Origin of the sequence: Nocardia sp. NPDC049737 (genome assembly GCF_040674755.1) — a bacterium.
Lineage (GTDB): Bacteria > Actinomycetota > Actinomycetes > Mycobacteriales > Mycobacteriaceae > Nocardia.
Window position 1 is genome coordinate 17,493 of sequence record NZ_JBFANH010000005.1, and the last position, 21,557, is coordinate 39,049.

At 65.1% G+C, this 21,557-nt stretch carries 22 protein-coding genes and 1 pseudogene; 9 read left to right on the top strand and 14 right to left on the bottom strand.

The genetic code is table 11. The features are described 5' to 3' along the window. Window positions 1–127: 127 nt before the first annotated feature. The 7 genes from AB0J47_RS08670 to AB0J47_RS08700 all read right to left on the bottom strand — a co-directional run bounded on the left by AB0J47_RS08670 (window position 128) and on the right by AB0J47_RS08700 (window position 6,985). On the bottom strand, window positions 128–1,357 hold the full coding sequence (locus tag AB0J47_RS08670) for an FAD-dependent oxidoreductase (RefSeq protein WP_364342119.1): 1,230 nt from the start codon (window positions 1,355–1,357) through the stop codon (window positions 128–130). A 2-nt stretch (window positions 1,358–1,359) separates the two neighbouring features. After that, window positions 1,360–1,554 carry a ferredoxin gene (locus AB0J47_RS08675; RefSeq protein ID WP_327098883.1) on the bottom strand — a complete coding sequence of 65 codons (195 nt, stop codon included), beginning with the start codon at window positions 1,552–1,554 and terminating at the stop codon, window positions 1,360–1,362. 13 nt (window positions 1,555–1,567) lie between these two features. Continuing rightward, complete coding sequence (locus tag AB0J47_RS08680; RefSeq protein WP_364342123.1) at window positions 1,568–2,464, bottom strand: SDR family NAD(P)-dependent oxidoreductase; 897 nt, start codon at window positions 2,462–2,464, stop codon at window positions 1,568–1,570. Beyond that, window positions 2,461–3,885 (bottom strand): aldehyde dehydrogenase family protein, encoded by a 1,425-nt coding sequence (locus AB0J47_RS08685; RefSeq protein WP_364342126.1) that lies wholly within the window; start codon window positions 3,883–3,885, stop codon window positions 2,461–2,463. The genes AB0J47_RS08680 and AB0J47_RS08685 overlap by 4 nt, the downstream gene beginning before the upstream one ends. Further along, entirely contained in the window at window positions 3,861–5,135 is a 1,275-nt protein-coding gene (locus AB0J47_RS08690) for a cytochrome P450 (RefSeq protein ID WP_364342130.1), read from the bottom strand. The genes AB0J47_RS08685 and AB0J47_RS08690 overlap by 25 nt, the downstream gene beginning before the upstream one ends. Before the next feature lie 537 nt (window positions 5,136–5,672). Beyond that, window positions 5,673–6,311 carry a TetR/AcrR family transcriptional regulator gene (locus AB0J47_RS08695; protein ID WP_364342133.1) on the bottom strand — a complete coding sequence of 213 codons (639 nt, stop codon included), beginning with the start codon at window positions 6,309–6,311 and terminating at the stop codon, window positions 5,673–5,675. A gap of 17 nt (window positions 6,312–6,328) precedes the next feature. After that, window positions 6,329–6,985 (bottom strand): TetR/AcrR family transcriptional regulator, encoded by a 657-nt coding sequence (locus AB0J47_RS08700; RefSeq protein ID WP_364342136.1) that lies wholly within the window; start codon window positions 6,983–6,985, stop codon window positions 6,329–6,331. 256 nt (window positions 6,986–7,241) lie between these two features. Between AB0J47_RS08700 and AB0J47_RS08705 the strand changes: the two genes are divergently transcribed. From AB0J47_RS08705 to AB0J47_RS08735, 7 genes are all read left to right on the top strand, one after another. After that, window positions 7,242–8,048, top strand: coding sequence for a maleylpyruvate isomerase family mycothiol-dependent enzyme (locus tag AB0J47_RS08705; RefSeq protein WP_364342139.1), 807 nt, complete (start codon window positions 7,242–7,244; stop codon window positions 8,046–8,048). A gap of 29 nt (window positions 8,049–8,077) precedes the next feature. Then, window positions 8,078–9,307: an acyl-CoA dehydrogenase family protein gene (locus tag AB0J47_RS08710; RefSeq protein ID WP_364342142.1), complete on the top strand. Its 1,230-nt coding sequence runs from the start codon at window positions 8,078–8,080 to the stop codon at window positions 9,305–9,307. Further along, complete coding sequence (locus tag AB0J47_RS08715; protein WP_364342145.1) at window positions 9,304–10,305, top strand: acyl-CoA dehydrogenase family protein; 1,002 nt, start codon at window positions 9,304–9,306, stop codon at window positions 10,303–10,305. The genes AB0J47_RS08710 and AB0J47_RS08715 overlap by 4 nt, the downstream gene beginning before the upstream one ends. Next, window positions 10,302–10,790, top strand: coding sequence for a MaoC family dehydratase (locus AB0J47_RS08720; RefSeq protein WP_364342148.1), 489 nt, complete (start codon window positions 10,302–10,304; stop codon window positions 10,788–10,790). Before AB0J47_RS08715 ends, AB0J47_RS08720 begins: the two co-directional genes overlap by 4 nt. 112 nt (window positions 10,791–10,902) lie before the next feature. Further along, window positions 10,903–11,388, top strand: a complete 486-nt coding sequence (locus AB0J47_RS08725; protein ID WP_364342151.1) for a MaoC family dehydratase — start codon at window positions 10,903–10,905, stop codon at window positions 11,386–11,388. Window positions 11,389–11,390: 2 nt separating this feature from the next. Beyond that, window positions 11,391–12,326: a CoA ester lyase gene (locus AB0J47_RS08730; RefSeq protein ID WP_364342154.1), complete on the top strand. Its 936-nt coding sequence runs from the start codon at window positions 11,391–11,393 to the stop codon at window positions 12,324–12,326. Between the two features lie 40 nt (window positions 12,327–12,366). Then, window positions 12,367–13,536, top strand: a complete 1,170-nt coding sequence (locus AB0J47_RS08735; RefSeq protein ID WP_364342157.1) for a CoA transferase — start codon at window positions 12,367–12,369, stop codon at window positions 13,534–13,536. Between the two features lie 310 nt (window positions 13,537–13,846). Here AB0J47_RS08735 and AB0J47_RS08740 read toward each other — a convergent pair whose 3' ends face one another. Then, window positions 13,847–14,212, bottom strand: coding sequence for a DUF1330 domain-containing protein (locus tag AB0J47_RS08740; protein WP_327101617.1), 366 nt, complete (start codon window positions 14,210–14,212; stop codon window positions 13,847–13,849). Continuing rightward, window positions 14,192–14,869: pseudogene (locus AB0J47_RS08745) on the bottom strand (SDR family oxidoreductase); the annotation flags it as partial. The gene AB0J47_RS08740 and the pseudogene AB0J47_RS08745, both read right to left, overlap by 21 nt. Window positions 14,870–14,948: 79 nt before the next feature. Here AB0J47_RS08745 and AB0J47_RS08750 point away from each other — a divergent pair. Further along, complete coding sequence (locus tag AB0J47_RS08750; protein ID WP_364342160.1) at window positions 14,949–15,407, top strand: helix-turn-helix domain-containing protein; 459 nt, start codon at window positions 14,949–14,951, stop codon at window positions 15,405–15,407. A 515-nt stretch (window positions 15,408–15,922) separates the two neighbouring features. Here the strand turns inward: AB0J47_RS08750 and AB0J47_RS08755 are convergent. Together AB0J47_RS08755 and AB0J47_RS08760 are read right to left on the bottom strand one after the other, a co-directional pair. After that, window positions 15,923–16,342, bottom strand: a complete 420-nt coding sequence (locus AB0J47_RS08755; protein WP_364342163.1) for a DUF6262 family protein — start codon at window positions 16,340–16,342, stop codon at window positions 15,923–15,925. Then, the gene (locus AB0J47_RS08760; RefSeq protein ID WP_364342166.1) at window positions 16,332–16,469 is read right to left on the bottom strand and encodes a hypothetical protein; all 138 of its coding nucleotides are present in this window, start codon (window positions 16,467–16,469) and stop codon (window positions 16,332–16,334) included. Before AB0J47_RS08760 ends, AB0J47_RS08755 begins: the two co-directional genes overlap by 11 nt. A gap of 90 nt (window positions 16,470–16,559) precedes the next feature. Between AB0J47_RS08760 and AB0J47_RS08765 the strand changes: the two genes are divergently transcribed. Further along, complete coding sequence (locus AB0J47_RS08765; RefSeq protein WP_364342169.1) at window positions 16,560–16,826, top strand: hypothetical protein; 267 nt, start codon at window positions 16,560–16,562, stop codon at window positions 16,824–16,826. On the opposite strand, the gene AB0J47_RS08770 is transcribed toward AB0J47_RS08765, so the two are convergent. The 3 genes from AB0J47_RS08770 to AB0J47_RS08780 all read right to left on the bottom strand — a co-directional run bounded on the left by AB0J47_RS08770 (window position 16,827) and on the right by AB0J47_RS08780 (window position 21,523). Continuing rightward, entirely contained in the window at window positions 16,827–20,120 is a 3,294-nt protein-coding gene (locus AB0J47_RS08770) for a protein kinase (RefSeq protein WP_364342172.1), read from the bottom strand. It lies immediately after the preceding gene. 140 nt (window positions 20,121–20,260) lie between these two features. Continuing rightward, window positions 20,261–20,767 (bottom strand): hypothetical protein, encoded by a 507-nt coding sequence (locus AB0J47_RS08775; RefSeq protein ID WP_364342175.1) that lies wholly within the window; start codon window positions 20,765–20,767, stop codon window positions 20,261–20,263. Between the two features lie 291 nt (window positions 20,768–21,058). Continuing rightward, window positions 21,059–21,523 (bottom strand): hypothetical protein, encoded by a 465-nt coding sequence (locus tag AB0J47_RS08780; RefSeq protein ID WP_364342178.1) that lies wholly within the window; start codon window positions 21,521–21,523, stop codon window positions 21,059–21,061. Window positions 21,524–21,557 lie beyond the last annotated feature (34 nt).

The window sequence follows — 21,557 nt, forward strand, 5'->3', positions numbered from 1 at the left end:
TGCCAGCAGTCGCTGCGTCCGTGGGCAGGACGAAAGCAGCCGCGTATAGCTTTCCACCCAATTTCTTACTCCGAGTTCTTCTGAAAGTCGGTGCTATCAATCACGATTGGTTGAGCAGGGCGTCCGGCTACGACACCGCGACTCGGGCACGCGTCGCGGCGAATTCGAGTGCTGCCGACCAACTGGCGCGCTCGGCTATCAAACGGCGGTATTTCATGATCTCGCGCGGTTCGTTCATGGTCAGCACTCCGGCCAGGCGTTCGCCACTGCGGTACAGCGCCACGAATCGGCCGTCGTTCACGTCGCCACAGACGACGCGCACTTCGCCCTCATCCGGCACGCCGACGAACTGGATGCGACTGTCGTACCAGTCGGACCAGAAATATGGCACCGTCGTGTACGCCGAGAGGGGATGCTCGCCGAGCGCGTTCCGCGCCGCGATTGCTCCCTGTTCCGCAGCACTCGTCCAGTGTTCGAGCCGCATCTCGCGGCCGAAGAGGCTGTTGCGCCAACGCGCGACATCGCCGGCCGCATAGACGTCGGGCACCGAAGTCCGCAGATACTCATCGCAGATCACACCGTTGTCGACGCGAACGCCTGAGCCGGCCAGCCAGTCGGTGGCGGGTGTGGCCCCGATTCCGATCACAACCAGGTCCGCGTCCAGGACGGTGCCGTCCGCCAGCCGGACCCGCTCTACCGAGCCTTGTCCATCGATCGCGGAAACGCCTACACCGCAACGCAACTCAACACCATTGCGGGTGTGCAGGGAGCTACACGCCGGACCCATCCGCTCACCCACCGCCCGCACCAGCGGCACCGGAAACGCCTCGACGATCGTGACATCGAGTCCCCGTTTGCGGGCCGCAGAGGCCACCTCCGAGCCGATGAAGCCGGCCCCGACGACCACGGTCCTGGCTCCGGCATCCAATGCCGACCGCACGGCGCGCGCGTCATCCAGAGTGCGCAGGGTGTGGACACCCGACAGTCCCTCGGTTCCGGGGAACGAACGCGCCGTAGCTCCCGTCGCGATGACCAATGCGCGATAGGGGTACTCGGAGTCGCCGACTTCGACGACTCTGCGCTCGGTACCGAGTCGCGTCGCCGGTGCTCCGAGGACGAGTTCGACGCCGAGCTCGCCCGCGAGCATCTGCTCGGTGCGAAAGTGCGTCTCTTCCGGTTCCGCGTTGTCCAGGAACGCTTTCGACAGTGGGGGCCGATCGTAGGGAAGATGCTTCTCGGCTCCGATCAGAGTGATCGGACCGGTATAGCCGCTCTTGCGCGCGCCCTCGACGGCCCGCAACCCGGCCAGCGAGGCTCCGACGACGACAAGCGGTGCTGTGGCGCGGGCTGGGCACACGGTCACTCCTCCACCAGCGTCAACGCTTCCGTCGGACAGCCCTCGCACGCCTTCTTGACATCGTCCAGCAGCCCGTCGGGGACGGTGTCGCTCAGCAGGACGAGCTCACCTTCGTCGTTCACTTCGAAAACAGTCGGTGCGAACGATTCGCAAATGCCCAGGCCGGTGCACTTCGTCCGGTCGAGTTCGATCTTCATGTCGTGCCTTACTTCAGGGGTTCTTCTGGGTTTCACCGGCATGTGCCGCAGTCAGCTCCGCGACGATCTCCAAGACGTCGTAGGACCTGTTGTCCCGCTCGGAGGATCGCAGCGCGGTGAACGCTTCGTCGACATCCGTTGCACGCGCGTCGAAGTACTGGCGCGCATTGACGTGCGTCGCGATCAGGAATCTCTCGGCTTCGACACCATCGAATGCCATGCCGGCCACCGCGGCCGCATCCATGCCGTGCGCCAACAGTGCACGTGCGAGCTCATTTTCCGGGATCGGCCCGCCGAGTTCGCGGGGCCGTTGCGCCCCCGAACGCCACAGTCCGGTCGAGACCAGCCCCGGAATCATGGTGCTGACGCCGACATGCGGCGGCATTTCACGCCGCAGGACATCGGCCAGGCCCAGCACGGCGTGCTTGGTGGCTGTGTAGAAACCATTGCCGGGAAAAGGAATTCCGATCGCGTGCTCGGAAGCGGTCACCAGCAGCCACCCTGGGGCGGCGGCGGCGACCATCCGGCGACCGAACGCGCGCAGCGTTGCCCAAGTGCCGGTGACATTCACCGACAGCGCCCAATTCAGATCCTCGGGTTTCGCGTCGAGCAGCGGTGCCGACGGAGTGTTGACACCCGCGTTGGCGCACACCAACCCCGGCGTGCCCAGTGTCCGCTCCACCTCGTCGGCGAGCCGCGCCACGGCCGTGACATCGGAGATGTCACACGCGAACGGGACCACCGGCACCCGGTATTCGGAAATCCTCTGCGCGGTGGCGTTGGCCGCGAAGGAATCGATATCGACGACTACTACTGCGGCGGCTTTGCGCACAACGGCTGCTTCGGCAAGCGCTGCCCCGATACCGCTACCAGCACCGGTGACGACGACGGTCCGTCCTTCGAACTTCACAGCTTCACCGCCACGAATTTGGTCTGTGTGTAGTGATGGAGGGCCTCCATGCCCTTCTCGCGCCCGTAGCCGCTGGACTTGTAGCCGCCGAACGGCCCTTCGACGAGACCGGCCTGCCATTCGTTGACGTAGACCTGCCCGGCCTCCAACTGCGCGGCGACCCGATGCGCTCGCGACAGGTCCTTCGTCCAGAGCCCAGCAGCGAGGCCGTATTGCGAGTCATTGGCGATCCGCACTGCGTCCTCCTCCGATGAGAAAGGAATCACGACGAGTACTGGGCCGAAGACCTCTTCGCGAGCGATCGTCATATCGTTCGTGACCCTGGTGTAGACGGTCGGTTGCACCAGCCACCCATCTCCGACCGCCGCGCCACCGTAGGCCAGCGTGGCCCCGTTCTGTTCGGCAACACGGAAATAGGACAGCACCTTTTCGAACTGCGCCTCTGTGGTCATCGGACCGTAGGTCTGCCCGGGCTTGATCTGTTCGAGGCCGGTGACCAACGCTTCCACGAATCGGTCGTGGATCTCCTCCGCGACCAGCAGACGGGTTCCGGCACTGCAGACCTGGCCCGCGTTGAGAACGAAGGCGTTGATCGAGCCCTTGACCGCGGCCGCCAAATCTGCATCGGCGAACACGATATTTGCGGACTTCCCGCCTAGTTCCAGGGTCAGGGGCAGAATCCGGTCGGCGGCGATGTGCGCGATCTCGCGCCCGGCGCGTACCGAACCCGTGAACGCGACCTTGCTGACCGACGTATGTTCGACAAGGGGTCGGCCGACATCCACGCCGGTTCCGGTGACCACATTGAGCACACCGGGTGGCAGGCCAGCGGCAGCTGCGATTCGAGCCAGTTCCAGCGTGGTCGCCGAGGTGAACTCCGACGGTTTGGCGACCACGACGTTGCCTGCGGCCAATGCGGGTGCGATCGCCCGCGCGGCCTGGTTCAGCGGCGCGTTCCACGGTGTGATCACGCCGACGACGCCGAACGGCTCACGCAGGGTATAGCCGTGCACCCCTGGGCCCAGATCGATGATCTCGCCTCGCGGCAGATTCGCCAGCCCAGCGTAGAAGTCGAAATAGGCTGCGACTCCTTCGATCTCGATGGGAGTCTGCCAATCCGGCTTGCCCGATTCGGCCGACTCGAGTTCGGCCAGGCGAGCTGATTCGTCGCGCAACCCCGCCGCGATCGCTGCCAGAATTCTGCCGCGCTCCCCCGGCTTGCGGAATCGCCAACCCGGTAGCGCCGCGGTTGCGGCCTCCGTCGCCGCATTCACATCCGCTTCGGTACCAGCGGCGATCTCGCACACCACCGCATCGGTGCCGGGGCGGGTCGATGTCAGGTGTTCACCCTTGACCGGCGCGGTGTCCACTCCGCCGATCCAGTGCCCGTACTTCTTCACAACGCCACCGGTGCCGGGCACGCGCCGTACTCGACAGGCATTTCCGTCAAGGCGTTGAACCAGATGCTGCGCAGACGGGTGACTGGGCCACTCACATGCACCTGCGGGCGGGCGGTCAGTAGTTCCTCCAGAATCGTCCGCATCTGCAACCGTGCCAGCGTAGTGCCCATGCAGTAGTGCGGTCCGGCACCGAAGGACAAATGCTGATCGGCATTGGGCCGCAGAATGTCGAACCGGTCCGGATCGGTGAACACCTCTTCATCCCGGTTCGCCGAAGCGTAGGACAGGTAAACCTTGTCGCCTTCCTCGATCCGAACACCGTGCAGCTCGAAATCACGAGTCGCGGTGCGCCGGAACTGCACCACCGGCGGCGAGAAACGCAGCGTCTCTTCAATAGCGTTCGGCAACCGCCCCGGCAGATCGTCCAAGAGCACCGCGCGCTGTTCGGGGAATTCGCTCAGCAGGCGGATTACGTGCGCGGTTGTGTTTCGGGTCGTTTCGTGACCGGCAATCGACAGGGTGAGGAAGAACATATTGATCTCGAAGTCGGTGAGCCGCTCGCCGTCGATATCCTTGTTGGCGTAATTGCTCAGCATGCTGCCGTCGGGATTCTTTCGCTTTTCCTCGACCAGTTGATGGCAGTACCCGAACAGCTCCATCGCAACCTGGAGTGCATCGGTGTCGGGGTCTTCGACCGCGGCGATGGCGTTGCCCCATTCGAAGAACTGCTTCCAATCGCTCTTGGGTACACCCATCAGTTCAGTCAGGGTCATCATGGGAAGTTCGGCGGCCACGGTGAAGACGAACTCGCCGTCATCGGCGTCACGAACGCGGTCGATGATCCGCTTGGCGTGGGATTTGATCATCGGTTCCAGCTTCGCGATGTTCTTGGGAGTGAACCCGGCCGACACCAGCTTGCGGTAAGCCGTGTGTTCCGGGTGATCCTTTCCCATCAAGCCGGTCCGTTGACCTTCCAAGGTGTGCGGACTGCCAGGCGGGGCATCTGGATTGGGGTCGTAGAGGACCGGGCCGCCCAACCAGGACGAGAACAACTCTGCATCTCGTGAGGCCATATTCACATCCTGGTACTTGGACAGCACCCAGAATCCGCGATTCATCGGCATGGCACCGCCGATCGGCTTATCCGGAGGCGGATTCCAATGCACCGGCGCCTCGCGGCGCAATGTCGCGAAGTACTCGTACGGAGGCATGCCCACCTCGAGTAGCTGGTCCGGGTCGGCGAGATTGACGTCGCCGGGCTTGAAAGTCATTTATCTTCCTCCGAATTTTTCTGCTTCATATTCCTGACGGAGTCGACTACGGCTGCTGTGAATTAGCCGAGGTTATTGCTCGGGCCATGCCCGCCCCTAGGGGAGCAATACCGGACATGTCGGAGAGACACCCGGTGCCGTGATCGCCGAATTTTGTCGCGAACCCGCCGTCGAGAGACTGCTAGCGAGACGTCGACGCGCGGTGTTCGGCGTACGCGTCGATCGCTTCCACCTCGCTGTGAGTCATGTCACCTAGCATGACTTCAAAAATTATTTTGTCAACCACTAATTTTTTTCTGCCACTGTTTCCCCAGCTCAAGTCGGTAAAGCCGATGCTGGCGCACACACCCGGGCACTGAACCGCTAGCAGCGGACCAGCGCACCGCAACAACGCGACCATATCGCTGGAACGACGAGGACCGGGCTCGCGGCTGCGGAACCGGTCCACTCATCAATCGGTCAGGACACGGTGACCGTCACCGATTCGACACCGGGCATGGATCCGCAGCCCACCGCCGCATCCAGCTCGCCGACCGGCTACGCACCCAGGCGAGCGGCGCCGAGCCGGGTTCGCGTCGTCTCGATCATATGATCGAGCGGTGGCACCGGATCGAATACTTCGGGGTCCAACCTCCACTGGTAGCCGACTCCGCGCAACATCGCCACGACGACCTGCGCTTCCACCACCGGATCGACGGCCGCGCGGATCGAGCCGTCGGCGATTCCGCGTCGAATCTGTCCCGCGAGCACTTCCCGGGTCTCCCGGTGCAGCTCGACGAAGCGCTCCCGCAACTCCTGGCCAGGCCCCAGCGCTTCGAACATCAGGGCATAGAGCACCCGCAACGATCGGCGGTCGAGCCGGTACTGATCCCGGATGCCTTCCAGCAAAACCATCAAACCGTCGAGCCCCGAAAGACCTTCGGCCCGAGGCGTGATCGTCGTAATCGTCCAACGCCTGACGATTCGATCGACCAGCGCCTCGAGCAACTTCGTCTTGGAACCGAACCGCGCGGTGGCAAGGCTGCGGCTGTAACCCGCACGCTCACCGACCGTGGCCAGGGTCATGCTCGCATACCCGCCTTCAGCGACCAGTTCACCCGCCGCTTCCAGCAGCAACCGCGTGGACAGCTGCGAGCGCGCTTGATGCCCGTTGAGCGATTCGACCTCAATATGCATCAAAAAATTGTAGCTGACTAACCAATTTTTTCGGCACCACGATCTACACCTACCGGCAGCAGCGCATCGACCAGCAGGCCGAGGTCATCGAGGGCTTGATCCACGGCAACATCCTCGGGATCGAGCATCGCCTGATAGGCCGCACCACGCAGACCGCCGACCACCAGGCGGGCCACCGCCTCGGCATCGACGTCGGACCCCACCGTCCCCTCAGCCATACCCGATTCGATGACGCCACGCACCGAAGTTCGCAGATCGCGGTGCAGTTCGAGCATGCGCTGCTGTAGCAGCGGGACCGGCAGCAACGCCTCGAACATCAGGATGTAGAGCGCGCGCATTCGATTCGGCGAACGAAGCCAGCTGGATTTCAGCTCGGCCAGCATGGCCCGGATCGCGACCGCACCGGTCGTACCGCCGATGACCTCACGCAGCGACCTACCCTGCCAGTCGACGACCATGCGTTCAACCAGCGCCCACAGCAGCCCCTCCTTCGAACCGAACCGTGCGGTCACCAGTCCGGGGCTATAGCCCGCGCGGACGCCGATCGCCGCCAGCGTCATGCGCTCGTAGCCGCCCTCGGCGATGAGATCCGCCGCCGCGTCCAGGAGTCGACTGGTCGACAGTTCCGAACGCGCCTGCTTCGGGGTGGGCAGGTTGCGATCCACACGTGCCACAGTGATCCTCCATGCTCGCCACCTGCGCGTGCGAGGGGCGATATTCCCATTCGATCTCCGCATCCTACTGATCACACACCTCCTCAGGCTTGCTGACCTGCGCGGAAGAAAATTAAGTTGTCAGCTAGATAATTTTTTCGTAGAGTCATGGAACCGCTCCGGTGTGCTCCAGCCCACATCGGATTCCGATGGTCCCGCTGACGTCAGTCTGGGCCTGCATCGCCACAACAGTTCCCTACGAAGAGGTAGGTCCCCAATGACCTCAGAGGCAATGGCCGCTTGGCAGGCCGTACGCACTCAGCTCGACGACGTCCTCGAAAGCCTCAGCGCCGACGAGTGGCTGCTGCCCTCCGCCTGTGCCGGCTGGCGAGTGCGCGATGTGATCGCCCACCTGGGCGCCAGTGCGCGAGCCGTCCTTGATCCGTTGCCGGAGCCTGCCGACGCTCCCCCGCTGCCCGAGAACAGGGAACGCCAGCACGACGTCGCGGTGGCTCGTCGCCACGGCTGGTCGGTCGATGAAGTCGTCGACGAATACCGCACCTACAGTCCGAAGCTGGTCGAGCTGGTGGGTTCATTCCAGGCCGAACCCACTGCGTCCCAACCCTTTCCGGTACCGGGACTGGGCGTATACCCGATGCATTCGCTGGCGAACGCGCAGGTGTTCGACTATCACTGCCATCTCCGCCACGATCTGCTCGGACCCGCCGGCCCGCTCCAGCGCAGCCTGCCCGAACCGGAAGGCGAAATCGTGCACGCTGCGGTCGTCTGGATGATGCTCGGCTTGCCGCAGATGCAGGGCAATGAACTCGACGACACCGTCACCGTTCCGATCACCTTCCGGTTCACCGGGCCGGGCGCGAGCGAATGGACCGTGCACCGGCCCGACCCCGCGGGCGGATTGGTCGTCGAGGAGCACGGCAGCGCCGACGTCATCGTGACCTCGGATGCGGACGCCTTCATCGCCTGGGGCACCAAACGCCGTGGCTGGCGGGCGGATTGCATCATCTCCGGCTCGGATTCGCTCGCCGCGGTCCCGTTGCTGGACGCGCTGAACATCATCTAGCGGCGGGACACGCCCAGAAAGGATCCCGCGTGGATTTCGATGACACACCGGCCGAGGCCGAATACCGGCGCCAAGTCCGGAAATTCTTGAACGCTCACCATGATGAGCTGGTCCATGGGGACGGCGAATACCTCAATGAACCGGGCGTGGAGAACATCGACGACCTACGCCGTACGCAGGCACTGCTCTACGACGCCGGATATGTGGGCGTCACCTGGCCGATCGCGTACGGCGGCCGCGGCGGCACGGCCATGCAGCAGGCCATCGTCACCCAGGAATTGGCCCTAGCCGCGATCCCGGCCCTCGCCAACTTCGTCGGCCTGGGCATGTGCGGACCCACCGTGCTCGCCCACGGCACAGAGGACCAGAAGGCACGCTACATCCGACGGCTACTCCGCGCCGACGACATGTGGTGCCAACTGTTCAGCGAGCCCGGTTCGGGTAGCGACCTCGCCGCACTTCGCACCACCGCGGTCCGGCAGGAGGACGGCACGTGGCGGGTGGACGGGCAAAAGGTGTGGAACACCCGCGCGCAATACTCCTCGTACGGCATCCTGCTGGCTCGCACCGACCACACTGTCGCCAAACACCGCGGACTCACGATGTTCGTCGTCGACATGCGCGCACCCGGTGTGACGGTGCGCCCGCTCGAGCAGATGAACGGGGACCATGAATTCACCGAGGTGTACCTCGATGGCGTGGTGATTCCGGATATCGAGCGGCTCGGTGCGGTGAACGATGGCTGGCGGGTCGCGCTGACCACGCTCATGAATGAACGCCTGGCTGTCGGTGGTGGTGGCAACGAGGTCGGTGTCCGCCTCGAAGCGCTGATCCAGCACGCCCGCGAGCGCCTGCCCGGGTTGCCCGGCGATACGCAAGTGCTGGCCCGCCAAGCGCTTGGCCGGGTCGTCGTCGAATCGCTGGCGACGCGCTACACCGGCTATCGGCGTCTGACCGCGATCGCGCGGGGGGATCTCCCCGGCCCGGAGGCCAGTGCCGGAAAGCTATCGGCCGTGCGCACCGCGCGCGCCGGCGCCGATCTCGGAGTGCGGCTGCTCGGTCCGGAGGCCGTCTACGGCCGAACTTCGACGGGCGAGTGGCTGTGGCCGACCGCCCAGGCATCGGTGCCCGGCACGGCCATCGCGGGCGGCACCGACGAGGTCCTGCGCAACATCCTCGGCGAGCGAATCCTCGGACTGCCGCCCGAACCTCGGACGGATACACAGCCAGTCTCGGCAGGTAGGGAAGGCCGATCGTGAACTTCGACCTCGACGACAACCATCGCGAATTCGCTGCGGCCGCGAAGGAATTCTTCGAAGGGCAGGACTGCCTCGCTCATGCCCGCGCCCTGCTGAAGGAACCCGGCGAAGCCCGCCCGGGACTGAAGAGCCTGGCGCAGCTGGGTTTCTACGGGCTCATGGCACCCGAGTCCGCCGGCGGGATCGGGCAGTCCATCCTCGACCTCGCGGTGGTTGCCGAACAAGCCGGGCGGGTGCTGGCCGGTCCGTCACTGGTCACCGCGGCGCGGGCCGCCGTCCTGCTGGACGGTGACACCGAACGACTGGCCGCGCTCGCGGACGGGTCGGCCGCGTATGCCGTGCTCGACGGCTCACCGGAAGGCTCGGCGCCCTCGATCGACGCGCGTATCGCGACCGAATTCCTCGCTCTGGACGGTACAACCCTCGTCGTGGGGACCGGTGAGCCGATCGCCGGCGAACCGATCGATGCCACCCGAGGATTGGCCTCGGTGCGGCTGACCGACCGAACCGTGCTACGAACCGATGCCGGACAGCTGTGGGAACGCGCCCGCCAAATCGCGACCGTGATCCTCGCCGCGGAAGATCTCGGCGCCGCCGATCGCGTCGTCGAGATCGGTGTCGAATATGCCCGCACCCGAACAACTTTCGGCCGTGCGATCGGCTCCTACCAGGCGATCAAACACCGTCTGGTCGATGCCTGGGTCGATGTGGACCAGCTCCGCTCCCTGATGTGGTGGGCGGCGTGGGCCGCCGATCACTCCCCCGAGGACTTGCCACTGGCCGCCTCGGCGGTGAAGGCCTATAGCTCCCGTGTTCTGGAGGAGGTGACTGAAACCTTGATCCAGCTCCACGGCGGTATCGGCTTCACCTGGGAGCACGACGCGCATCTGTTCTGGCGACGCGCCAAGGTCGACCGTCTATTGCTCGGTGACGAGGCCGAGCACCTGGACCGTGTCGCTCTTCTGACCCTAGAAACTCGAGAAGAGACCCTCCTATGAGCGATCCGGATTTCACCTCCTTCCCACTGGCCCCGAAGGGCAACAAGTTCGAAGATTTCACCGTCGGACAGAAGATGACCCACCACTGGGGCCGAACCCTGACCGAAGCCGACAACACCTTGTTCTGCACGGCAACCTGCAACTGGCTGCCGCAGTATCTGAACTCCGAATTCGCCCGCAGCTACGGTCATCCGTCAACCGTGGTACATCCGATGCTGGCGCTGTGCACCGTCGTCGGGCTGTCGGTGGAAGACCTCAGCGAGGCAGGGGGGCCGTTTCTCGGGGTGGAGGACTGCGTCTTCCACGTTCCGGTGTACCCCGGTGACACCCTGACCGCCCGGTCCGAGGTGCTGGACAAACGGATCTCGGCCAGTCGGCCCGGGGTCGGCATCGTCACCTGGCGAACCGAAGCACACAACGACCGCGGTGAACTGGTCCTCGACTTCAAGCGGACCAATCTCGTCGAGCAACGGAAGCTGCGGTGAGCGCCGCCACCGCCCTGGAACGCAGCGGCCCACGGCGGCCCTCGGAAGACGTTGCGCCGCAGAACAAAGCTCGACGATCCACCGACCGTCTCCTATCGAAAGAGGCCCGATCATGAGCCGATCCGATGCCGATCTACTCGGGGCCACCGGCTGGTTCGAAGACTTCGCCGTGGGTCAGCGCATTCGCCATGCCCGGGCGGCGACCATCGACGAGGTCGAAGGCGCATACCTGTCCAAGCTGGCGATGAATACCGCGCAGGGGCACTGGAATGAGCACTACCTGACGGATTCGCCGCTCGGCGGCGGCCGCCTCGTCTTCGGCCTACTGACCGCATCCATGGTGTTCGGCCTGGCATCCCAGGACACCGCTGAACACGCGCTTGCCGAATTGGGTTGCACCGCACTGCGGTTCCGTGCACCCGTACACCACGGCGACACCATCGAGGCCTTCACCGAGGTGCTCGCCACCACCGAAGCCCCCGATCGCGACGACGCAGGCGTCATCCGGTTCAAACACTGGGGTCGCCGCCAAGACGAGACCGTGGTCTTCGAAGGCGAGCGAACTGTCCTCATCAAACGCAAGAAGCATTGGAGCTGACCATGACCGCCACCCGACCGAATCGCCTGCGCCGCAGCGAACTGTCCACCCCGGGCACCAGCCCCAAGATGATCGCCAAGGCCGCCGCCAGCGACGCCGACCTGGTCTTCCTCGATCTCGAGGACGCGGTGGCGCCGAACGCGAAGGTGGGCGCCCGTGCGAACATCATCGCCGGGCTCAACGACCTGGACTGGGGCACGAAGGTACGCGCCTACCGTGTCAACGGCGTGCACACCCAGTGGTGCCACGACGACATCATCGAAGTCGTCACCGGTGCGGGCCCCAACATCGACGTGATCATCGTTCCCAAGGTGAAGTCGCCGCGCGATGTCTGGTTCGTCGACGACCTGCTCACCCAGTTGGAGCACAAGCTGGGTCTCGAAGTCGGCCGCATCGGCATGGAACTGCTCATCGAGGAGACCGAGGCACTGGCCTGCGTCGAGCAGATCGCCGCCGCCTCACCACGGCTCGAAGCGCTGATCCTCGGCATCGGCGACCTGTCGGCCAGCCAGGGCGTGCGCGCCAGTCACGTCGGAGTTGCCGATGAGGGCGAGGTCGGCGCCTACCCCGGCGATATCTGGCACTTCGCCCGTACCCGGATGATCGTGGCGGCGCGCGCCAACGGCATCGACGCCATCGACGGCCCCTACGCCCACTTCGCCAACCCCGAGGGCTACCGCCGCGACGCGAGCTGGGTCGCCACCCTCGGCGGCGTCGGCAAGTGGTGCATCCACCCCAGCCAGATCGCCATCGCCAACGACGTCTTCGCCCCCACCGAAGCGGAGATCAAGACCGCGACCGAGATCGTCACCGCGGTCCAGGACGCCGAGGCGCAGGGAATGGGCGCGGCGAACTACAACGGGATCATGGTCGACGCCGCTACCACCCGGGTCTTCGAGACCACACTGGAGCGCGCGCGCCTGTGCGGGCTGCTCTGATCCGGCCGATACTGAAATCAACACCGAGGTGGTGAACGTCATGCCAGGACCGCTCGAAGACGTGCGGGTCGTCGATCTGACGGCCATGCTGGCCGGCCCGTACGCGACCATGCTGTTGACCGATCTCGGCGCGCAGGTGGTGAAGGTCGAACCTCCACAGGGCGACACCACTCGGACGGTCGGGCCGTACCGGGAGGGTGACTCCCGGGACGGCCTGGCCGGATATTTCCAGTCGGTCAACCGAGGAAAACGCAGTGTCGTGCTCGACCTCAAGACCGAAGAGGGCAAGGGCAAGCTCCTCGAACTGGTGCGCGTCGCCGACGTCGTCGTCGAGAACTACGCCGCCGGGGTCATGGACCGGCTCGGGCTCGGCTACGAAGTTCTCCAGCAGGAGAATCCAAGGCTGGTCTACGCGACCCTGCGCGGATTCGGAGATCCGCGTACCGGCGACAGCCCCTACAGGAGCTGGCCCGCATTCGACGTGGTCGCCCAAGCGATGGGCGGATTCCTAGGAGTCACCGGCACGCCCGACGGAACACCGATCAAGTCCGGCCCCGGCATCGGAGACCTGTTCCCGGCCACACTGCTGGCCGTGGGCATTCTGGCCGCACTGCATCACGCGCGCCGGACCGGCGAGGGACAGTTCATGGACGTCGCCATGTACGACGCTGTGCTATCGATGTGTGAACGCACCGTCTACCAGTACTCCTACACTGGTAACGTCCCTGCGCCACAAGGCAATACGCATCCGCTGCTGTGCCCGTTCGACATTCTGCCCACCGCCGACGGTTGGATCGCATTGGCCGCCAACGACAAACAATGGCCCATCATCTGCGAAGCTATGGGTCGCCCGGAAATGGCCGTCGACGCGCGGTACACGTCCAATTCAGCTCGGGTTCGCCACCGTATCGAGGTCAGGTCCGCCTTGGAAGAGTGGCTCGCCACTACGACGACGAAAGAGGTCGTCGACGCCCTCGGCGGGAAGGTGCCGATCGGTCCCGTGAATTCGATCGCCGACATCTACGCCGACCCGCACACCGCCGCGCGGGAAATGCTCGTACCGATCGAACAACCCGGCAGCGACACCCCGGTTACCGTCGCCGGTCAGCCCATCAAACTGACCCGCACACCCAGCCGGGTCTACGGGCGCGGCCCACTGCTCGGTGAGCACGATGTCGACGGCATCATCGCCGAGTGGAACCTCGCTTGACGCCATCCGCAAACCTCCTGTCCGACACAAGGATATCCACTGGGCGAGGCGATCTCGGCGCACAACCAACGGAGCAGACCGATGCCCGAGGGCCACGTGACTGGAGGCCGGAAAGTCACGACCCCGGGCCATCAGATCGGTCTGTTCGCCAGTGGCGCACAGGATTTCTGGTGATCACCGGCGGCGTGAGAACATCACGCCAGTACCCGTGTCCACCCTGACGTGTTTCCACCTGAAAGTGGCCATTGACAGGCGGGCGCCCGCCGTTTCTCGTTGCGGACCCGCGCGTCCAACTGCACCAGCGGCACGGCTAGGCCGGGCGGGAGAAGCCCTCGGGCGGTGCGCCCTCGGCGAACAGCATGGCCACCCGGGCCTTGTCCTTTCGTATCTCCCGGGCCCGCCGGTACTCGGCGGAGTCGTACCACTCCCGGATCCGGTCCATGTCGGGAAACTCGATGACCACGAACCCGGAGGAGTCCCAGGTGCCTTCGACGGGCTTGGGCGCGGGTCCCGCGACCAGGTAATGGCCGCCGTGGTTGAGGATGGACTGCTGGGCCACGGCCGCGTAGGCCAAGCCGGCCTGCTCGTCGAGCACATCGAAGTTGACGATGACGTAAGCGGGCGTGAATTTCCCCGTCCCGAACTGCGGGTAGAGCGCGCCGATGCCTCCGGACAGACCCGCGAGCACGGTCTTGCTCGTCTCGTCGGCGATGATCTCGAGGGTGCCGGCGGCGACACCGTCGAGGGCGATGCGCGCGATGTCGGCTGGGTCGGCCTTCGGCGCGTCGAGGCCGGCGGTCATGTCGGTGTCCATGTACCCGACGTGCAGCGCCGAGACCCGGGTGCCCTGCGGGGCGAGTTCCTGGCGCAGCCCGTTCGTCATCGACCAGGAGGCCGACTTGGCGGCGCAGTAGGCACCGAACTCGGGGTGGTTGATCCAGGAGGCGACCGACAGGATGTTCAGCACCGCGCTGCTCTCGTGAGAGCCGAGCTGGGGGGCGAATGCCCGGGTGACCGCCAAGGTGCCGAGGTAGTGGGTGTCGATCTCCAGGCGGATGTCCGTCAAGTCGCCCGTCAGCCGCGACGCGTAGGTGGCCGAACCGGCGTTGTTGACCAGGATCGACACGTCGCCGGCCGTCTCTGCCGCGGCGGCGATGGAGGCGGGGTCGGTCACGTCGAGGGCGATCGGCTTCACGCCGTCGAGGTCGACGGCTGCGGGATTGCGGGCTGCTGCGTAGACGGTCGCGCCCCGGTCGCGCAACTGCTTTGCCAGGTGACGTCCCAGGCCGCGGTTCGCCCCGGTGACCAGTGCGGTCTGTCCTTCGATCTGCATAAGAGCACTCCCTGCTGGATAGGATTTTCCAACTTAGACCCTCTGAGTTGGAATGGTCAACTCAGGGTAGGCTTGCGGCATGGGCAGGATTCCGAATGACAGTTGCGCTATCGCCCGCAGTCTGGAGGTGCTGGGCGAGCGCTGGACGTTTCTGATCCTGCGCGAGGCCGTGGCGGGGTCGAGCCGATTCTCGGAGTTCCGCAGCGGGCTCGGTGTGGCGCCGGACGTTCTCACCGCACGCCTGAACACGCTGGTCGCATACGGCGTGATGGAGAAGGTGCCCTACCGGGAACCGGGAGAGCGGGCTCGCTTCTCGTACGTGCTCACGGATGCCGGCCGGGAACTCCTCGTCGTCCTGCTGGCCCTGCAGCAATGGGGCGACAAGCACCTGCCGTGGCCGGACGGGCCGAGCATCCTGCGCCGGGTCGCGGGCACCGAACGACTGGTGCATGTCGGGTTCATCGACGATGACGGAAACGAAGTCGACGAAAGCTCCATGGCACTGATTCCGACGGCCGCCTCCCCCGGCCGGAAGTAGCGCAGCTTTCAGATCAGACGCGACCCTCCAGGCTCCATGACCGGACGCGAACGAACGAGGCAGGCCTTGCGGCCCGCTCCATGCAATTCGGAGCAGGCGGCCTTCGCCGGCGGCCGCCGCACCTGACGGCTGGCCGGCCGCTGGTCCCGCAGCGCCGTCTATGTCCGGCGTCCGCTGCGGATGTCCCCGGCTGCGCCTCCTTGACCGGTCTGGTTCGCCGGTCGTATGGCAGCCCGTCTCGTCGTCACATGCCCCGGCGTGCAATCAGCCCGGTCCGCGAGGGGACGCACGGTTGTTTCTGCTCACCTGCCGCGCCCCTTTGCCTGTGCGGGATCTCGCACGTGATGCACACCGTCATCCCGCGACAGAACCTGCCCGAGCCGCCTGCTCCCGCACGGCAGGCGTACGTGCCATCTGGCGGGTGGTAGTAAACTCAGCTAGACGGTCCAGGCCCCAGGGCGTCCGGAGAACGCGGATCGCGTGCGCAGCCTGTCCGAACGCGGCTTGCAGCAGCCTCAGGGAGTCGAACTCGATCTCGGCAAGCACGTCGCCGAGAATTTCTGAGCCTCTTGGGCGTTTGTGCCGTCACCCGGCAGCCACTGTTCCCCGTTCTCGGCCTCCAGTCGACGATTGTGTTCGGTGGCAGCCTCCAGACGTTGCAGCAGCGAGGTGTCGGACGCCCGTTGCCGATCTGGGATCGTCCGGGTCGCAGACGCGGGACGGCGACCGACTCGAAGCCGCTCGATCTCAGCTTTCAGGTCGGGCTGGTTATAGAGCGAAGACCTGGAGACGCCCGCTTCACGGGCGAGGGTCCCGAAGGTGATCGGGCTGCTGGCGGCGTCCATCCGCCGCAGAGCGGCGGTCGCGTGTCGGCGGGTTGCCGCAGCTCGTCCACGGGCTGAGGCAACGATCAGGTGAGAGTTGTCAGCCGGCATCCGCGGCCCCCTCGATCTGGTCCCGGCCGTCTCCCAGCTCCCCGATCATACGGTCGAGGTTCTCGGCGAGCTGCTGGTTCATTTCGGCGATGCGTGCGTGACCGTAGCTCTTCGCGTTGTCGATCAAACGACGCCATCCGCAAACCTCCTGTCCGACACAAGAATTCATCCACTGGGCCCGGCGATCTCGGTGCATATCCAACGGAGTAGTAGACCGATGCCCGACGACTACGTGACCGAAGGCCGGAAAGTCACGACGCCGGGCCAACAGATCGGTCCGGTCGCGACGGGGTATACCGGCATGTTGGGCGACGGATTCGATTCGCTCATTGCGCTCGGATACCTCGAGCTCGGCCCCAACAGTTCCGAGTTCGGGCACCACACCGCGACCGGGGTTGCAGCGGGATTCCCCCAGCCTGACATTGACTCGCGACAATTACACGCTGGTTCCTGGGGTGAGGATCGCGGCCAACTCCTCGAATGATCAGGACGGTCGTGGAATCCGTCGCTCGGTGCCCTCTGCGATCCAGGCTGCGATCTGGGTGCGGGAGGTGAATCCGAGTTTGGTGAGGATGTGTTCCACATGGCCCTGCGCGGTGCGTTGCGAGATTACCAGTTTGGCGGCGATCTGCTTGTTGGTGAGCCCTTCGGCGATGAGATCTGCGACCTGCCGCTCGCGCCGGGTCAGAGGTACCCACGGACCCGACGTATGCGACGTGTCGATGAACTGCTCACCGAGGGCATAAGACACGGCTTCGTCCATGCCCATCGCTTGGCCGCGCCGAATGGCCGAATCGTATCCACGTGACCCGAGGGCGGAGCGCGCTAGTCGCACACATTCGTCGTGATACTGCGGCATCGGGACAATGCTCGCAGGGTTCCCCACGGACCGCCACAGTTCCTGCACAGCCCCGAGCAGCACTGCCGCACGCTCAGTGTCACCGCTGTCGACAGCTATCCAGGCCAGCGGGTCGAGACTCAACGCCGCATTGACGGGGCTGCCCATCCGGCGGTTGATTCGCAAGGAATTTTCGACCAGCTCGATCGCCCTGGACCAGTCACCTTCCAGCCAGGCGGCAATACCTATGTCGCGTAGCGCGGAGGCCCGGAACAGCGATTCGCCGCACGCCTCGGTAATCGAGAGCACTTGCCGGTGATACTCCACCGACCGTTTTGCGTCGCCGGCCATTTCATGAACCCAACCGAGCCCGGTCAGAACAGCAACGTAGAGGTATCCACTCCGATCGGAGCGGAAGATCTCGGCGGCTCGTTCGAACGAGGTGGAAGCCGCGGCAAGCTCACCGCGATAGAACTCCAGGACGCCGGCGCCATAGGTGATCAGCGCCTGGGTCATCGGGGTTGGAGCCTGTTCGGCGAGCACCCGCCCCTGCTCGAGCAAGGTGGCGCCCGCCTCCAAGTCGCCGTGCATCGCAGCCAGGGCACAGCCGACGTACAGCGCTTTGACACGGTCGGGTATGGACTGTCGGGCGGGATGGGTGAGCACCCGCTCGATCCAGGATCGAGCCTCGCCGTATTTGCCGCGGAAACTCCAGAACATAAAGAGCGCGCTGGTGATCCGCAACCCGGCTTCGGCCGCCTGCTCACTGTCCTCGGCCAGGCAGTATTCGAGCGATTCGCGCAGATTCGGTTGCTCACGCTCGAGCCTGGCCAGCCAGTAGGGCTGCCGGTCACTGATCCAGCCCGACTCCGCGTCCAGCGCCAACCGTTGGTACCAGTCACGATGCCGACCACACATATCAGCGTATTCGCCGACCTCCTGCAGCTTCTGCCGACCATAGTCCCGCAACGTCTCCAGCATCCGAAACCGCACCACCCCCTTGTCCTCGACCCGGATCAGGATCGACTTGTCCACCAGCGAGGACAACACATCCAGGGGACTGTCCGCCGCCAGATCGGCACCACAGACATCTTCGGCGGCGTCGAGTTCGAAACCGCCGGCGAACACCGACAACCGAGACCACAGCCGCTGCTCGGACGGGGTGCACAAGGCATAGCTCCAGTCCACACACCAGCGCAGGGTCTGCTGCCGCGTCGGCGCGGTACGGCTGGCGCGGGTGAGCAGCGTGTACCGGTCGTCGAGGCGCTGCAGGATCTGCTCGGGCGACATCGTGCGCACCCGGGCCGCCGCGAGCTCGATCGCCAACGGCAGACCGTCCAGCCGGGCGCAAATCCGAGCCACGGTGGCCTTGTTGTCCTCCGTGAGCTCGAACCCCGGCACCACCGCGGTCGCGCGGTCGGAGAACAGAGTCACCGCTTCATAGCGGGCAACTCCCTGCCCCGACACCTCCCCATCCGGGTCCGGCACCGGTAGCGGCGACACCCGCAACACCACCTCCCCGGCAATGTCCAGCGGTTCGCGGCTCGTTGCCAGAATCTGCAAATTCGGACAGGACCGTAGCCACGTCTCGACCAGCTCGGCCACCGCCGCCGCCACTTGCTCGCAATTGTCCAGCACCAGCAGCGACTCCCGGCCGGACAAAAACTCGACCACCACCTCCCGCAGCGGCCGCGCCGACTCATCGCGCAAACCCAAGGCACCTGCCACCACCACGACCAGCAGCGCAGGGTCGGACACGTCGGCCAACCCGACCAGCCACACCCCGTCGGCGAACTCCCGGCGCACCGTAGAAGCCGCCCGCAGCGCCAGCCGTGTCTTGCCGACCCCGCCGATCCCGGTCAACGTCACCAGCCGCAACGAGGCCAGTAAATTCTTCACCTCCGCCACCTCGGTGCGGCGGTCGACGAAACTGGTCAACTCGAGCGGCAAAATACCAGCGCCGCGGTGATCCAACGGCGGTACCGCAGGCGGGCACCATCCCTGCGGCGGCGACTTCCGACCTCGATGCTGCAGGCTCGGTTCGGCCTGCAGCGCCATCTCCTCGACCGCGAAGCCGTGGCGGCGCTGTGCCTGCCGGATGGCCTCCCCGAGCGCCGCCACCGACGGCCTTTGCTTCGGATCCCGGCTCATCGCCGTCGCCACCACCGCGGACACGTCCTCGGCAATGCCGCTCTCACGCAGGTCCGGCACCGGCTGCGTGGAGACCCGCAGGAACTGGGTCACCACGTTCTCCCCGCTGCGCCGCTCGAAGGCCGCATGGCCGGTCAATGCGCAAAACATGGTGGCGCCCAACCCATAGACATCCGTGGCGGAAGTGGGAGCCTCGCCCTCGAGCACCTCGGGGGCGGTGAATGCCGGCGACCCGGTCAAGATCCCCGATTCTGTCTGAAACCCCCCGGAGATCCGCGCGATACCGAAATCGGTCAACGCCGGCTCGCCATAGTCGGTCAGCAGAACATTTCCCGGCTTCACATCGCGATGCACAATGCCCAACCGATGCGCGCTCTCGAGCGCCCCGGCGATCTTCACCCCGATCCACAACACGGCCTCGAGCCACAACGGACCGTGCTCTCGGATTTGCGTATCCAGAGAACCCAACGGGTGGTATGGCATAACCAGAAACGGGCGCCCCTGCTCGGTGGTACCCGCGTGCAGCATGGTGACGATATTCGGATGCCCGGTCAGCCGGCCCATCGCTTGCTGCTCCCGGAAAAACCGCGCCCGATTCTGGGTATCCAGCTCGGCGGTCAGGATCTTCACCGCCACCGTTCGGTCCAGCTCCGCCTGCGTGCACCGAAATACCACACCGAAACCACCCCGCCCGATCTCCTCTGCGTCGGCGAACCCGGCCGCGCTCAACTCCTCCGTGACCAGCTCGAAGCCGTCACGGACTGTCCGAAAAGGATCATCCTCGGCCATCGGCTGTGTACCATCCGCCGGCACGTCCCTTGCACTGGGCAACGCGCGTTAACTCTTCGTTAATAGCGTATCCCTGCAGCATCGGCGGTAGGGCCGAGGCGTGACTATCGCTGCCAGTAATCGGATCTGCTGGCGGCCAATCAGCTATCGCCGATGTACGCACGTCCTATTTCTGCAATGGATGAGGGAGGCATTTCTCTGGCGGCCGGCATGATCGCGAGGACCCGTATGGTAACGATAGCTTCGACGTAATCCCTTATGCGAGTAGCGATTTGAGTAGAAGTACCGTAAAGGAATAGTTCGTCTATGAGCTCGTCGGGTATTGCGGCCCGCGCGATCACCGGCCCGCCATGCCCGCCACATCGGCTCCAATTGTTCGCCCCGGCCCAGCTAGCGGTGAAATCCGCGTATACCGGCACGTTCAGGTAAGCCGCGATGTCCCGCCGGGCGGTTGCGCGCACCGCGTTCAGATCTCTACCGGGAATGACGAATAGCCGCGCCACGATGTCGGCCACGTAGGTGCCGGGGACCTCGACACACATCACTGGCCCCGGATCGGTGGTGTCGAAGGCGAAGGTGAAGAATGAACAGCAGCCCGTTTCCCGGACGGCCAGATCACCACCGGCCGGTTCGGCGTCGACGGCCACCAGCAGATCCAGCCGCGTCCGGTCCGGCCGGCGGCTCACCGACTCGGCGAAGAACCTGTCGAACTCCGCGACCCGGATCGGTTGCTCAGCGGTGGGCAGCGTGCACGCATCCGGTACCCCAACACACTCGTACAGAACGCGATTCGGACATTCAAGATGCGGCCCGAAGGAGCGATAGGCGATCAGAACGACGAGCGGGAACAGAATGGAGTCGAGACTCCGTACCATACTCGACACGCCCCGCCAGAAACACGAGCCTGCGACAACCGGACCAGAACCGTCACGCCCCCGCTATTTGCCGATGACTAGCAGTTTTCGGTGTTGCAGGAGGTTGGCGTACTGGTCGATACCCTCTCCGGACACAGACAGTACGCCAACACCTGGCCGTGGGTTCGTCTCGGCCGTAACCGCGTGGTCGTAGTGGTTGTAGGTGAGTTTCAGCCCTAGTTCGCGGTATACCTCCAGCTTGTCGCCGGGGTCGGCAGCCCGCAGGATCGCCAGGATTCCACCGAGTGCATCGACCAGTTGACGGATTTCGTCGCGGCTCATTCGTTGAGCGGGGACGGCGTGATTCGTCGCGGCGGTAAGTTGAGCGGCCAGGACGGTCCGTTCGCGGTGTATGTCGCTGCTCCACTCGGCGACCATCGTGGGGTCCGCACCGGCCTCTAGAGCGGCGCGATGTCTGGCGAGTTTGCGCCGCCCTCCCGCGCACGACCAACTGCCGTCCCGGACGGAGCCGGGCGCCCGTAACCACATCGCCGCACAGTGCCGCCATATCCCCGGCCAAGCG

Excerpts from the sequence above, each read along its gene's own strand:
- AB0J47_RS08780 (WP_364342178.1), bottom strand. The coding sequence starts at position 21,523 with ATGTGGTTACGGGCGCCCGGCTCCGTCCGGGACGGCAGTTGGTCGTGC.
- AB0J47_RS08695 (WP_364342133.1), bottom strand. The coding sequence starts at position 6,311 with ATGCATATTGAGGTCGAATCGCTCAACGGGCATCAAGCGCGCTCGCAG.
- AB0J47_RS08735 (WP_364342157.1), top strand. The coding sequence starts at position 12,367 with ATGCCAGGACCGCTCGAAGACGTGCGGGTCGTCGATCTGACGGCCATG.
- AB0J47_RS08730 (WP_364342154.1), top strand. The coding sequence starts at position 11,391 with ATGACCGCCACCCGACCGAATCGCCTGCGCCGCAGCGAACTGTCCACC.
- AB0J47_RS08765 (WP_364342169.1), top strand. The coding sequence starts at position 16,560 with ATGCCCGACGACTACGTGACCGAAGGCCGGAAAGTCACGACGCCGGGC.
- AB0J47_RS08675 (WP_327098883.1), bottom strand. The coding sequence starts at position 1,554 with ATGAAGATCGAACTCGACCGGACGAAGTGCACCGGCCTGGGCATTTGC.
- AB0J47_RS08690 (WP_364342130.1), bottom strand. The coding sequence starts at position 5,135 with ATGACTTTCAAGCCCGGCGACGTCAATCTCGCCGACCCGGACCAGCTA.
- AB0J47_RS08705 (WP_364342139.1), top strand. The coding sequence starts at position 7,242 with ATGACCTCAGAGGCAATGGCCGCTTGGCAGGCCGTACGCACTCAGCTC.
- AB0J47_RS08770 (WP_364342172.1), bottom strand. The coding sequence starts at position 20,120 with ATGGCCGAGGATGATCCTTTTCGGACAGTCCGTGACGGCTTCGAGCTG.
- AB0J47_RS08725 (WP_364342151.1), top strand. The coding sequence starts at position 10,903 with ATGAGCCGATCCGATGCCGATCTACTCGGGGCCACCGGCTGGTTCGAA.
- AB0J47_RS08750 (WP_364342160.1), top strand. The coding sequence starts at position 14,949 with ATGGGCAGGATTCCGAATGACAGTTGCGCTATCGCCCGCAGTCTGGAG.
- AB0J47_RS08720 (WP_364342148.1), top strand. The coding sequence starts at position 10,302 with ATGAGCGATCCGGATTTCACCTCCTTCCCACTGGCCCCGAAGGGCAAC.
- AB0J47_RS08755 (WP_364342163.1), bottom strand. The coding sequence starts at position 16,342 with ATGCCGGCTGACAACTCTCACCTGATCGTTGCCTCAGCCCGTGGACGA.